Origin of the sequence: Rhodoplanes azumiensis, from assembly GCF_042682915.1 — a bacterium.
GTDB classification, from domain to species: domain Bacteria; phylum Pseudomonadota; class Alphaproteobacteria; order Rhizobiales; family Xanthobacteraceae; genus Rhodoplanes; species Rhodoplanes azumiensis.
In genome coordinates, this window is the sequence record NZ_JBHUIW010000021.1 from 44,269 (window position 1) to 56,466 (window position 12,198).

Genomic DNA, 12,198 nt, shown 5'->3' on the forward strand with positions numbered 1-12,198 from the left:
GGCGACGGCGACGGTGGTAACGTGGTTTCACGGATCCGGTGATCACGCTCCCGGGAGGGATCGCCGGACGCCGCCGACACGACGGCACCACGGGTCGGCGCAGCGCCGGCATGAGCGTCGTGACGTGCAATTCCGACCGCCGCGGACCGGCGGCTCCGTCCCGACAAATCGGACCGACGATGCAAGCCGACGCCGGCGCGAGCGTGGACCTGACCAATTGCGACCGCGAGCCGATCCATCTGCTCGGCGCCGTGCAGCCGTTCGGCTTTCTGATCGCGGTCGCGGCCGACGACTGGACCATCACGCACGCCTCGGCGAACGCCGCCGCGGCGCTCGTCTGCGACGCCGGCGACCTGATCGGCCGCCCGCTCGACGGTCTCGTCACGCCGGCGGCGCTGCACACGCTGCGCGGCCTCCTGCAGGGCATCTCCGGCGACCTGGTGGCGCGCGACTTCGCGCTGCAGCTCCGTCCCGGGCTCGTCTGCGACGTCGCCGCCCACATCGTCGCGGCGGACGCGGAGGCGGGCGACGCACGCGACACCATGGTTCGCGACACCGCGGATCGCGACACGGTGGGGCGCGACACGGTGGTGATCGAGTGCGAGCCGACCACGGGCGAGAGCGACACGGCGGCGCCGGCACTGGTGCGCGACATGATCACGCGGCTGCGGCGCGCGGACGACCGCAAGAGCTTCTTCCGCACGGCGGCGCGCGAGCTGCGGGCGCTGACCGGCTTCGACCGCGTGATGGTCTACCGGTTCGACGACGACGGCTCCGGCGAGGTGGTCGGCGAGGCGGTCGATCCCGGCCGCGGCACGTTTCTCGGCCTGCACTATCCGGCCTCCGACATCCCGCGCCAGGCGCGCCGACTCTACAGTCGCAACGTGCTGCGGCTGATCGCCGACGTCGACGCCGTGCCGGTGCCGGTCGTCTCGGCGGCCCCGGACGGGCCGCCGCTCGACCTGTCGATGAGCATGCTGCGCAGCGTCTCGTCGATCCATGTCGAGTATCTGCGCAACATCGGCGTGCGCGCCTCGATGTCGGTGTCGATCCTGCGCGACGGAAAGCTGTGGGGCCTGTTCGCCTGCCATCACGACGCGCCGCACCGGGTCGCCTTCGGCCGGCGCAGCGCCGCCGAATTGTTCGCCCAGGTGTTCGCGCTGGTGCTGGAAAACCGCGAGCGCGCCGTCGAGGCGGCCTACGAGGCGCGCGCCCAGGCCCTGCATCAGCGCCTGGTCGGCACTATGGCGCGCGAGGCGACACGGTTCGAGAGCGTCGTCGCCCATCTCGACGAGATGGCCGATCTGCTCGCCTGCGACGGCGTCGGCGTGTGGACGAACGGCCGTGCCACCCTGAAGGGGCTGACCCCGACCGCCGAGGAGTTTTTCGACCTGGTGGCGCATATCGACGCGCAATCGATCGAGCGGGTGCACGCCGTGCACGCCATCGGCGACGAGCATCCGCCCGGCCGTGCCTTCGCCGCGCGCGCCGCCGGCATGCTGGTGGTGCCGCTGTCGCGCCCGGCTCGCGATTATCTGGTGTTCTTCCGCCGCGAGGTCGCCCGCACCGTCACCTGGGCCGGTGATCCCCGCGCCCCGAAGGCGTTCGGCCCGAACGGCGATCGTCTGACGCCGCGCAAGAGCTTCGACCTGTGGAAGGAGACCGTCACGGGCCAGTCGCTGCCCTGGCTGCCGGTCGAATGCCGCATCGCCGAGCAGCTCCGCGTCAGCCTGCTGGAGGTGATCCTGCAGCTCTCCGACCTCACCGAGGAGGAGCGCCGCCGCGCCGTCGAGCGGCAGGATCTGCTGATCGCCGAGCTGAATCATCGCATTCGCAACATTCTCGGTCTGATCCGCGGCGTGATCACCCAGAGCCGCGATTCGGCGACCACCATCGAGACCTTCACCGAGGTGGTGGGCGGTCGCATCCAGGCACTCGCCCGCGCCCACGACCAGATCACGGCGGACCAGTGGGGACCGGCGTCGCTGCGCAACCTGGTCGCCGCCGAAGCGGCGGCGTATCTCGGCGGCAAGGGCGAGCGGGTCCGCATCGTCGGCCCCGACGTGCTGATCGAGCCGGAGGCGTTCACCACGATCGCGCTCGTCGTCCACGAGATGATCACGAACTCGGCGAAATACGGCGCGTTGAGCGACCAGCGCGGCCGCGTCGACATCGCGGTCGGCTTCCGCCCCGACGGCGCCCTGGCGCTGCGCTGGCGCGAGACCGGCGGTCCCCGGGTCGCCCCGCCGACACGCCGCGGCTTCGGCTCGACCGTGATCGAGCGCTCGATCCGCCACGACCTCAAGGGCGAGGCGACGGTCGACTACGCCCCGACCGGGCTCGTCGCCCGCTTCGTCGTTCCCGGCGGCTTTGCCCGCCCGGCGCCGGGCGGCCGCCAGACCGACGCGACGCCGATCGAGGCGGCGCCGCCGCCCGGCCGGGTGCCGCAGGACGTGCTCCTGGTCGAGGACACCATGATCATCGCGCTCGACGCCGAGGACATGCTGCGCCGGCTCGGCGTCGATGCGGTGCGCACGGCCGCCTCGTCCGCCGACGCGCTCGCCACGATCGAGACGCGGCCGCCCGACTTCGCCCTGCTCGACGTCAATCTCGGGGCCGAGACGAGCTTCTCGATCGCGACGCGGTTGCGCACGCTCGGCGTGCCGTTCGCCTTCGCCACCGGCTATGGCGAGCTGGCGGCGTTCCCGCCCGAATTCGCCGAGACGCCGCGGCTGCGAAAGCCCTACACGGCCGAGACCCTGCGCATGCTGCTCGAGCCCTTCGCGCCCGACGTCGACCATGACGGCCGCCGCCCCGTCCGCCCGGACGCCGTCGCGCCCGACACGGCGGATGCCGGATCGCGTGCCTTGGACTAAGATACCGCGACGACTTCACAGCGGCGGGTGCGCTATGCAAATCTCGAAGGTGATGGCGGCGGGGCTCCTGCTCGCCGCGGCGACGACCGGAGCGACGACCGGGGCGACGACCGGGGCCGTCGCCGACGTGCGGCATTCCGAGGTGCCGGAGAGCCTGCGCGGCACCTGGATCGCGGCGACCGGGAGCTGCCCGGCGCCGGCCGGCAGCGGCTTCGTGCTGACCGCCCGCAGCTATGCGAAGGGCGGCGAGACCTGCCCGGTCGAGTGGGTCGAGGAGCGGGCCGCGACGCCCGGCACCATCTACTCGGTGCACATGCGCTGCGGCAGCACGGCGGCGTCCGAAACCAACGTGATGGTCTGGGTGAAGGGCCCGGACAGTGCCGCCACGGGCACGGATTTCCGCAGCCTCGCCGACGCGCGGATCTGCCGCTGAGGCCGATCCGGGATGCCGGAGGCGGAGGCGTCGGAGGACGCCGTCGTCAGGCGAAGGCGAGCACCAGGCCGACGCCGGCCACGCAGGCCCCGGCGAGGCGGGCCATGCCGAGACCGGCCCGGACCTCGGCAATGCGGCCGAGTGCGACGCCGAGCCCGATGCCGGCCGCATGCAGCAGCGCGGTGGCGACGACGAAGCCGAGCCCGTAGGCGAGGGGGCTCGCCGCCGCCGGCATCTCGGCGCCATGGGCGTAGCCGTGGACGAGGCCGAAGGCGCCGACCAGCAGGGCCGCCGGCAACACCGGCAGCCGCACGGCGAGCGCGACCAGGAGCCCGAGCACGATCACCGAGGCCGTGATGGCCGGCTCGACGGCGGGCAACGGCACGCCGGTGGCGCCCAGCACGGCACCGACGACCAGCAGCGCGACGAAGGCCGCCGGCACGGCGAGGAGCGCCACGCCGCCCAGCGTCGCCGACCACAGGCCGACCGCCAGCATGGCGGCGAGGTGGTCGATCCCGAACAGCGGATGCATGAACCCGTCGGCGAAGCCGTGGACATGCGGCGCCTGACCGACATGGGCCGCGGCGGCGGTGGCGCCGAGAATCAGGAGTGCCCCGGCGAGCGCGCTGGCCCGACCGACGGCGCGAGGGCGAGCGACAGCGCGAGGGCGGACGGCGCGGACGGGCGTCACGGCGCGGGCATGCGGCAGCATCGATGATCTCCTGGGGTCGGGGCCGGACGCGGCCGCCCCGGCGTCACCGTGCCGCGTCCGATCGCGCGAGATTACCGAACCGAAGGACCGGCGCCAACCATCGATCCGCGGCGAGACGACGAGGCTGCGAGCGCGGCTCAGCGGCCGGCGAGCAGCACGCGGCGCATCTCGCCGGGTGTCCGCCCGTAGCGCCGCTTGAACTGCGCCGCGAACACCGACGGCGTGGCGAAGCCGCTGGTGAAGGCGATCTCCTTCAGCCGCAACGTCGCGGTGGCGGGGTCGCCGAGCACCTGCAGGCTGCGGGCGAGCCGCGCCTCCAGCACATCGTCGCAGACCGTGGTGCCGGCCGCCCGGAACAGGCCGTGCAGGCAGCGCACCGACACGCCCATGCGTTGCGCCAGGAGAGCCGGCCCGAGCTCCGGCTCGGCGAGCGAGGCGGCGATGATCTCGCGACACCGCCGCATCATCGCAGCCTGCCGGTCGCCGAGGCCGGACGGCGCGGCCTGCCCTTCCGCGAGCAGCACCGCGATGCTCGCCAGCGCGAGCCGAAGCGGGCCGGACGTGGACGCCGCGTCGGCGGCACCGGGCCGCACAGGAGCACGCGCCGTTTCCGCGAGCCCGACCATCAGGTCGCGCGAGACCTTGCCGACCAGGCCGCGGGTCGACACGGCGCGGCAGACATGGTCGTGCGGCCGTCGCACGAAGGACTGCAGCAGCGACGCCGGCGCCGTGAGATTGATCACGTCGGCCGGATCGTCGTGGCGGATGACGTAGGGCTCGGAGGCGGCGAACAGCGTCGCCATGCCGTCGGTCAGCACGCAGCTGCGGCCGCGCTGCTCGAACGACACCCGGCCGCGGTTCACCAGGGCGACCACGAACACCTCGTCGCGCGCCTGCGCGGCATGGCGGCGGGTGCGCACCCCGATCTCGTTGTCGCTCGCCACCTCGACCAGGCGGATCGGCCCTTCGCCGAGCGTGACGATGCGGCCGGCGAAGCGGTCGGGACGACGAATGGAGAGATCGGCGTCGCCGAAATGCCCGGCGATGGCGTCCTGCCAGAGCCGCTGCTTCTCGGCGGGGGCGAGCCCCGGATCGACCCTGACCATGCGCGCCTCCCGGACGTGTCGATCTTGTCGCTTTTGCGCGATCCTATGGGCAGTCCCGGCCGGCCGCAACACGCGGGCGGCGGGCTGCGGGCGCCCTGTCGGCCGGGCGCACGAACTCTGTCGCGTGAGCGCAAGACTGCCGCTGCCGCTTTGACCCCGCCGACTCGGCATGCAGAGTTGGGCATGCAGAGCGTCGTCTCGCGCCGGCGCGGCGCGCCGTTGCGCCGGCGCGAGACGGGACTCGCCCGACCCGACAGGAGCCGCCATGACCGTCATGCCCGCCCCCGCGTCGCTGCACCGCAGCACCGGCCGTCTCGACGGGCTGGTCGCCGTCGTCACCGGCGCGGCGTTCGGACCGAAGGCGGCGCTCGGCGCCGTGTTCGCGGCCGCGCTCGCGGCCGAGGGGGCGAGCGTGGTGGTCGCCGACGTCGTCGACGCGGAGCCGGTGGCGGAGGCGTTGCGCCAGAACGGCGGCCGCGCTGTCGCCGTCACGGTCGATGTGACAGACGAGGCGGCCGTGGAGGCGATGGCGGCGGCCGCCGAAGCCGAGTTCGGCCGGCTCGACATCCTGGTCAACAACGCCGTCGTCGGCTCCAACATCCCGCCGGTGCCGCTCGCCGCGCTCGACGTCGCGGCGTGGGACCAGGTGATGGCGGTCGGGCTGCGCGGCAGCTTCCTGTGCGCCAAGGCGGCGGCCCCCCGCATGGCCCGCAACGGCTGGGGCAAGATCGTCAACATCGGCTCGACGACGATGCAGGAGGGCCTGCCCAACCGGCTCCATTACGTGAGCATGAAGGGCGGCGTGCTGGCGCTCACCCGGGCGCTCGCCCGCGAGCTCGGGCCGCAGGGCATCCGGGTCAACACACTGGCGACCGGGCTGGTCGCCAATCCGGCGGCCGGCGCCGCCTTCACGGCGAAGCCGGAGCTGATCACGACGATCCGCGCCGCCCGCGCGATCCCCGAGGACGTGACGCCGGACGACCTCGCCGGCCCGCTGGTCTTCCTGTGCTCGCACGCGAGCGACGCGATCACGGGCCAGTTCATCGTCGCCGACAAGGGCGCGTATTTCACCTGATCACGTCCAAAGAACGAGTCACCCGAGAAGGACGCGGCCATGACCGAGAAGACTCCGCCGACCGCCGGAAAGCCCCAGGTCACCAAGGCGGGCGAGAAGGAATACGTGTTCGATCTCACCTCGATCGCCTCGCTCGACGTCGGTCGCGGCTACACCTCGGCGACCGGCAAGGTGGTCGAGGGCGAACGGATGATGTGCGGCCTCGTGCGGCTGAAGGCCGGCGAGGTGACGGAGCGGCACAGCCATCCCAACGAGCAGTGGACCTACATCATCGAGGGCGTGATGCACGCCGAGGTCGACGGCCAGTTCTTCGTGGCCGGCCCCGGCACCGTGATCTACCAGCCGGGCGGCGTCGTCCACGGCGGCCATGCCGGCCCCGACGCCGACGTCGTCTTCTTCACCGTGAAGGACACGTCGCACGGCCTCTACGGCACCCGCGCCGCGAAGGACACCGAGTGATCGGCGCCGCGGCCGCCCGGCGACGACGAACACGACAACGACAACGATAACGACGACGTCAAGAGGAAGCGAACATGAGACACCCGATCCGCCTCGCCGTCGCCTGCCTCGCTGCAGGTCTTCTGGGTGCCGGCACGCTCGGCGCCGGGGCGCAGGGCTGGCCGCAGAAGCCGATCCGCATGATCGTGCCGATCGCCGCCGGCAGCGTCACCGACGTGATCTTGCGCGCGGCGGCGAACGAGCTGCAGCCGCGCCTCGGCCAGCCGATCATCATCGAGAACAAGGGCGGTGCCGCCGGCATTCTCGGCGCGACGGCGTGTGCCCAGTCGGCGCCGGACGCGCACACGTTCTGCGCCGTCTATCACAACACGATGTCGTACAACCCGCTGCTGTTCGCCAAGCTGCCCTACAATCCGGACGACATCGCGCCGGTCGGTCGGCTGTTCTTCCTGATCGAGGGCGTGTTCGTGTCGTCGGAGCTCGGCGTCGCGTCGGTCGCCGAGCTGAAGGCGAAGATCCAAGCGCAGCCGGCCGCGCTCAACTACGCGACCCTCGGCGAAGGCTCGCTGCCGGACCTGTTCCTGCGCTGGATGAACAACCAGTGGGACGCCAAGGTGCAGGGCATCCCCTACAAGGGCGGCGGCCCGGCCGCCCAGGCCCTGATGGCGAACGAGGCGCAGGTGACGCGGTTCGGCGTCGGCAACTTCCTCGCCGCCCTGCAGAGCGGCAAGGTGAAGGCGCTCGCCGTGTCGTCGACGACGCGCTCGCCGCTACTGCCCGACGTACCGACCGCGGTCGAGGCCGGGCTCGCCGGCTATCCGGGCATCGGCTGGTGGGGCCTCGGCGCCCCGAAGGGGACGCCGCCGGAGGCGATCGACCGGCTCGCCGCGGCGTTCAAGACGCTGTTCGAGGAGCCGAAGTTCAAGGCCTTCCTCGACCAGCAGGCGGTGATGTCGGCGCCGACCGGGCCGAAGGACTTCGTCGCGTTCCTGGCCGAGGATCGCAAGGCGGCCGAGACGCTGATCCGGATCGCCGACACCAAGCCGACCGAGTACAAGGGCCAGTGAGAGACGCGGCCGCCGCGGAGGGTATCTCGTGTCCCGGGCGCGGCGCTCGCCCCGACGCCGGGCAGCCACCGTCCCTCCTGGCAGCCTTCAGATCCTCGGCTTCGTCATGCCCGCGCTCGTCAAGGGCATCCACGATTTTTCAGTTTCGCAAGACCAAGATCGTGGATGGCCGGGACGAGCCCGGCCATGACGACGGCCGGTGCCGAGGCTGACGACGGTCGGCCTCACACCACCTTGCCGGGATTGAGAATCCCGGCCGGGTCGAGCACCTGTTTGAAGCTCCGCATCAGGTCGAGCGCGACCGGATCCTTGATGCGCGGGAGATAGTCGCGCTTCATCACGCCGATGCCGTGCTCGGCCGAGATCGACCCGCCGCGGGACAGCACCTCGGCGAACACCGCGTCCGAGATCGCGTCCCAGCGCGCCAGGAACGCCGCCTTGTCGGCGCCGACCGGCTGGCTGACGTTGAAGTGGATGTTGCCGTCGCCGAGATGGCCGAACGGCACCGGCCGGCAGCCGGGGATCAGTTTCGCCACCGCGGCGCTCGCCGCGCGGATGAAGTCCGGCACGGCGGCGACCGGCACCGAGACGTCCTGCTTGATCGAGCCGCCCTCGTAGCGTTGCGCGTCGGAGACGAACTCGCGCAGCCGCCAGAAGGCGGCGCGGTGCTCCAGGCTCTCCGCCATCACGGCGTCGGTGACGAGATCCTGCTCCAGCGCGAGCTCCAGCGTCTGCTCCAGGAGATCGCGAAGACCGTCGCGGGCGCCCGAGGAGAGCTCGATCAGCACGTACCAGGGCGACGGGGTCGTCAGCGGATCGCGCAGGCCCGTGCCGTGGCGGAGCGCCATGTCGAGGCAGATGCGCGCCATCAGCTCGAAGCTCGTGAGGCTCGCGCCGGCGCGCCCCTGCGCGAGCCCGAACAGCGCCAGCGCGGCCTCGGGCGAACCGACCGCGACGAACGCGGTCTCGACCGCCTTCGGCGCCGGGAACAGCTTCAGCACGGCCGCCGTGATGACGCCGAGCGTGCCCTCGGCGCCCATGAACAGGTGCTTCAGGTCGTAGCCGGTGTTGTCCTTCTTGAGCTTGTTGAGGCCGTGCCAGACGCGCCCGTCCGGCAGCACCACCTCGAGCCCGAGCACGAGGTCGCGCGCCACCCCGTAAGCGAGCGCCGCCGTGCCGCCCGCATTGGTCGAGAGGTTGCCGCCGATCGTGCAGCTCCCCTCGGCGCCGAGCGACAGCGGGAACAGCCGATCGACGGCGGCGGCCGCGTTCTGCGCGGCCTGCAGCACGACGCCGGCCTCGGCCGTCATGGTGCTGGAGGCGGGATCGATCTCGCGGATGCGGTCGAGCCGCTTGAGCGAGAGCAGGATCTCGCCGTCGTGCGGGATCTGCCCGCCGACCAGCCCGGTGTTTCCGCCCTGCGGCACGACCGGCACGCCGAGCGCGGTGGCGAGCCGCAGGATCTCCGCGACCTCCTCGGTCGAGCCGGGGCGCAGCACCACGGGCGTCGCCCCGTGATAGAGCCCGCGCGGCTCCTCCAGATACGCGGCCTGCTCGGCCGGATCGATCACGGCGTGGCGCTCGCCGACGATCGCGACGAAACGTGCGAGGGTGTCGGGAGAGAGCGGGGCGGCGCGCGGGGGCATGCGGGGAACGTCCATGGGACGCGCACTCTAGCGCGTTCCGGAGACGGTGGGGATGGGTGCATGTCCGGGACGGCGAGCCTTCTTCCCTCTTCCCGCGCACGGGAAGAGGTTAAGGCAGGACAAGCGGACGCTCATCCCCGCGGGGCGGCGGCGCGGGCGAGGCGATCGGCGATGGCGGCGCCCAGCCCGTGGCGGGGGATCGGCGCGACGGCGATGACCGGGGCGCCGGAGGCGTCCAGCGCGCGCAGATGGGCGAACAGCGCCGCCGCCGCCTCGGCGAGGTCGCCGCTCGCCGAGAGATTCAGCACCGCGCTGGCGTGCTCGGCGCCGGCCGGCAAGGTCGGACCGAAGGCGAGCAGCGCCTCGCCGGGCGCCACCGTCTTGGCCCGCAGCCGCAGGAGGGCGCGCGGCGCATAGTGCGAGCTCAGCATGCCGGGGGCGATCGGCCCTGCCTCCGGCACGACGCCCGGCGACGGCGCGGCAACGGCCGCCGGCGGGTCGGCGACCGGGCCGCCCAGCGCCGCCTCCAAGGCCTCGCGGGGCACGCCGCCGGGACGCAGCAGCCGCGGCGTGCCGCCCAGGCACGCGACGATCGTCGATTCGACCCCGACCGGCGTCGCCCCGCCGTCGACCACCAGGTCGATGCGGCCGGCGAGGTCGCCGACCACGTGCGCGGCCGTGGTGGGGGAGACATGGCCGGAGCGATTCGCCGAGGGCGCCACCACGGGCCGGCCGCAGGCCGCGAGAATCGCCTGAGCGACCGGGTGGTCGGGCACGCGCAGCGCCAGCGTGTCGAGCCCGGCCGTGGCGAGGTCGCAGACCGGGCAGCCGCCGGCCTTCGCGACGACCAGCGTCAGCGGTCCCGGCCAGAAGGCGGCGGCGAGCTTTTCGGCGGCCGAATCGGCCCGGCCGAGCGCCCATGCGGCTGCCGCATCCGGGACATGCGCGATCAGCGGATTGAAGCGCGGCCGCCCCTTGGCGGCGTAGAGGCGCGCCACCGCGGCCGCATTCGTCGCGTCGGCGCCGAGCCCGTAGACGGTTTCCGTCGGAAAAGCCACCAGTCCGCCGTCCCGCAGAACGCGCGCGGCGGTCGTGGCCGCCGCGTCGCCTGCCGCCAGGACGCGCGTGAAAATCGTCGCAGTCACATCGACTCCCGTGCTTGCCGGCGCGGATTCGCTTGGCTATAAGACCGTCCTCACCGGCGGGACGGAGTGTAGCGCAGTCTGGTAGCGCACCTCGTTCGGGACGAGGGGGTCGCAGGTTCAAATCCTGCCACTCCGACCATTCCGCCGACCGACGATGCGGCACGGCCGTGGGTTAGGCCCGCCGGCGCCCGCAAGTCAACGCACTCCTGACAGGCATCCCGTCTGACGGGCATCCCGTCTGACAGGGATCGCGTCCGACATGCATCCCGTCGGGTCACCGGCGTCGGGTATGCGGCCGCGGCGGGCCGGGCGGGACGAGCCGCCGGGTGCCGCGAGGCCGTCACGCGGCGGTAACGTCTTGCGGATCGGCGTTCGGGTTCCTTTATGGGGGCGGGGACATTCCTTCACCCTCGACCCGAGCCATAAGCGAGACCCTCGTGACCCTTCGCCTCCACACCATCGTCGCCAGCACCCGCCCCGGCCGCGTCGGCCCCGCCGTCGCCCGTTGGTTCCACGACCGCGCCAAGGCGCACGGCGCCTTCGACGCCCATCTGGTCGACCTCGCCGACTTCGCCCTGCCGGTCTACGACGAGCCGCATCACCCGAAGATGCAGAAATACGAGAAGGCCCACACCAAGGCGTGGAGCGAAAGCGTCAAGGCGGCGGACGCCTATGTGTTCGTCACCCCGGAGTACAATTTCGGCCCCACGCCGGCGCTCCTCAACGCGCTCAACTACGTCTACTCGGAGTGGACCTACAAGCCGGCCGCCTTCGTCAGCTACGGCGGCGTCTCGGGCGGCATCCGCGCCGTGCAGATGACCAAGCAGATCCTCACCACCCTGAAGGTGATGCCGATTCTCGAGGCGGTGGTGATCCCGTTCGTCTTTCCGCAGATCAAGGACGGCGTCTTCACGCCGAACGACATCCAGACCACCGCCAGCACCGAGGTCTTGGACGAACTGCACAAGTGGGCCGCCGCCCTGAAGCCGCTGCACGCGAAGTGACCGCGACGGACCGTGTGGAGTGCTGAGGCCGCGGCACCCTCGTTTCGCCTCTCCCCGGCGGGGAGAGGTCGGGGCTCGCGCGACAGCGCGAGCTCCGGGTGAGGGGGTACCGCCCTCTCGATGAACCCATCGGCGTCGGCGCCCCCTCGCCCCACCCCTCTCCCCGCCGATGAGAGGGAGCCGCGCTGGACGCGGGGCACGGGCAGAGGACACCCGCTGGAGTCATCCCTTCACGTCGACCACGGCCTTGCAGGCCGGGGAGAGGTCGGGACGGGCCTTCTTCAGGCAGGCGATGATCTGATCGACGCGCGGCGCCTCGCTGCCGCACAGGCGGAACACGTCACCCGTGCAGGCGGCCTGCGGCGCGATCGTCCGCGAAGCCGCCGCCGCCGGCCGGCCGGCCGTGGCGAGCGTCACCGCGAAAGCGAGCACGACCGCCAAGGCGGCACCGACGAAACGGCTCCGACCCGCATGCGCTGTCATCGTCTCCTCCCGGCCGGGGTCATCGGCGCAGCTGCGCGAAAGCCCTGTTCGTTCCCATCCCATCCCGACCGGCGCGGCGGGTCCGTGCAGCGGATCACACAAGCGCCCCGCCCGACCCGGTAGAGGGCAACGCAGGGCGCGCCTGTCGCGGCGGCGCCGGGCCGCTATACTCGCGGCGTTCCCGGCTGGCGC

General features: G+C 72.4%; 11 protein-coding genes and 1 tRNA gene. 7 read left to right on the top strand and 5 right to left on the bottom strand.

Annotation, left to right across the window (positions count from 1 at the left end; all coding sequences use genetic code 11):
- Positions 1–179 precede the first annotated feature (179 nt).
- On the top strand, positions 180–2,876 hold the full coding sequence (locus ACFSOX_RS17080) for an HWE histidine kinase domain-containing protein (RefSeq protein WP_378479023.1): 2,697 nt from the start codon (positions 180–182) through the stop codon (positions 2,874–2,876).
- Between the two features lie 34 nt (positions 2,877–2,910).
- Positions 2,911–3,309: a hypothetical protein gene (locus tag ACFSOX_RS17085; protein WP_378479024.1), complete on the top strand. Its 399-nt coding sequence runs from the start codon at positions 2,911–2,913 to the stop codon at positions 3,307–3,309.
- 46 nt (positions 3,310–3,355) lie between these two features.
- Here the strand turns inward: ACFSOX_RS17085 and ACFSOX_RS17090 are convergent, their stop codons facing one another.
- Together ACFSOX_RS17090 and ACFSOX_RS17095 are read right to left on the bottom strand one after the other, a co-directional pair.
- A complete protein-coding gene (locus tag ACFSOX_RS17090; RefSeq protein ID WP_378479025.1) occupies positions 3,356–4,021 on the bottom strand; it encodes a HupE/UreJ family protein in 666 nt (221 codons plus the stop codon).
- A 137-nt stretch (positions 4,022–4,158) separates the two neighbouring features.
- Entirely contained in the window at positions 4,159–5,127 is a 969-nt protein-coding gene (locus ACFSOX_RS17095; protein ID WP_378479026.1) for an AraC-like ligand-binding domain-containing protein, read from the bottom strand.
- 265 nt (positions 5,128–5,392) lie between these two features.
- Between ACFSOX_RS17095 and ACFSOX_RS17100 the strand changes: the two genes are divergently transcribed.
- The 3 genes from ACFSOX_RS17100 (at position 5,393) to ACFSOX_RS17110 (ending at position 7,728) form a co-directional block, all read left to right on the top strand.
- Positions 5,393–6,202: an SDR family NAD(P)-dependent oxidoreductase gene (locus tag ACFSOX_RS17100; RefSeq protein WP_378479027.1), complete on the top strand. Its 810-nt coding sequence runs from the start codon at positions 5,393–5,395 to the stop codon at positions 6,200–6,202.
- A 39-nt stretch (positions 6,203–6,241) separates the two neighbouring features.
- On the top strand, positions 6,242–6,661 hold the full coding sequence (locus tag ACFSOX_RS17105) for a cupin domain-containing protein (RefSeq protein ID WP_378479028.1): 420 nt from the start codon (positions 6,242–6,244) through the stop codon (positions 6,659–6,661).
- Positions 6,662–6,735: 74 nt separating this feature from the next.
- Entirely contained in the window at positions 6,736–7,728 is a 993-nt protein-coding gene (locus ACFSOX_RS17110) for a Bug family tripartite tricarboxylate transporter substrate binding protein (RefSeq protein WP_378479029.1), read from the top strand.
- A gap of 224 nt (positions 7,729–7,952) precedes the next feature.
- Here the strand turns inward: ACFSOX_RS17110 and ACFSOX_RS17115 are convergent, their stop codons facing one another.
- Together ACFSOX_RS17115 and ACFSOX_RS17120 are read right to left on the bottom strand one after the other, a co-directional pair.
- Positions 7,953–9,374: an FAD-binding oxidoreductase gene (locus ACFSOX_RS17115; RefSeq protein ID WP_378479030.1), complete on the bottom strand. Its 1,422-nt coding sequence runs from the start codon at positions 9,372–9,374 to the stop codon at positions 7,953–7,955.
- A gap of 131 nt (positions 9,375–9,505) precedes the next feature.
- On the bottom strand, positions 9,506–10,519 hold the full coding sequence (locus ACFSOX_RS17120) for an L-threonylcarbamoyladenylate synthase (RefSeq protein ID WP_378479031.1): 1,014 nt from the start codon (positions 10,517–10,519) through the stop codon (positions 9,506–9,508).
- Between the two features lie 62 nt (positions 10,520–10,581).
- Here ACFSOX_RS17120 and ACFSOX_RS17125 point away from each other — a divergent pair.
- Positions 10,582–10,658, top strand: a tRNA-Pro gene (locus ACFSOX_RS17125).
- A gap of 298 nt (positions 10,659–10,956) precedes the next feature.
- Entirely contained in the window at positions 10,957–11,523 is a 567-nt protein-coding gene (locus tag ACFSOX_RS17130) for an NADPH-dependent FMN reductase (protein WP_378479032.1), read from the top strand.
- A 222-nt stretch (positions 11,524–11,745) separates the two neighbouring features.
- Here the strand turns inward: ACFSOX_RS17130 and ACFSOX_RS17135 are convergent, their stop codons facing one another.
- Positions 11,746–12,006: a hypothetical protein gene (locus tag ACFSOX_RS17135; RefSeq protein WP_378479033.1), complete on the bottom strand. Its 261-nt coding sequence runs from the start codon at positions 12,004–12,006 to the stop codon at positions 11,746–11,748.
- Positions 12,007–12,198: the final 192 nt, after the last annotated feature.

What these genes read in the sequence shown, in the direction of transcription:
- ACFSOX_RS17080 (WP_378479023.1), top strand. Translation starts at nt 180, where the DNA reads ATGCAAGCCGACGCCGGCGCGAGCGTGGACCTGACCAATTGCGACCGC.
- ACFSOX_RS17085 (WP_378479024.1), top strand. Translation starts at nt 2,911, where the DNA reads ATGCAAATCTCGAAGGTGATGGCGGCGGGGCTCCTGCTCGCCGCGGCG.
- ACFSOX_RS17090 (WP_378479025.1), bottom strand. Translation starts at nt 4,021, where the DNA reads ATGCTGCCGCATGCCCGCGCCGTGACGCCCGTCCGCGCCGTCCGCCCT.
- ACFSOX_RS17095 (WP_378479026.1), bottom strand. Translation starts at nt 5,127, where the DNA reads ATGGTCAGGGTCGATCCGGGGCTCGCCCCCGCCGAGAAGCAGCGGCTC.
- ACFSOX_RS17100 (WP_378479027.1), top strand. Translation starts at nt 5,393, where the DNA reads ATGACCGTCATGCCCGCCCCCGCGTCGCTGCACCGCAGCACCGGCCGT.
- ACFSOX_RS17105 (WP_378479028.1), top strand. Translation starts at nt 6,242, where the DNA reads ATGACCGAGAAGACTCCGCCGACCGCCGGAAAGCCCCAGGTCACCAAG.
- ACFSOX_RS17110 (WP_378479029.1), top strand. Translation starts at nt 6,736, where the DNA reads ATGAGACACCCGATCCGCCTCGCCGTCGCCTGCCTCGCTGCAGGTCTT.
- ACFSOX_RS17115 (WP_378479030.1), bottom strand. Translation starts at nt 9,374, where the DNA reads ATGCCCCCGCGCGCCGCCCCGCTCTCTCCCGACACCCTCGCACGTTTC.
- ACFSOX_RS17135 (WP_378479033.1), bottom strand. Translation starts at nt 12,006, where the DNA reads ATGACAGCGCATGCGGGTCGGAGCCGTTTCGTCGGTGCCGCCTTGGCG.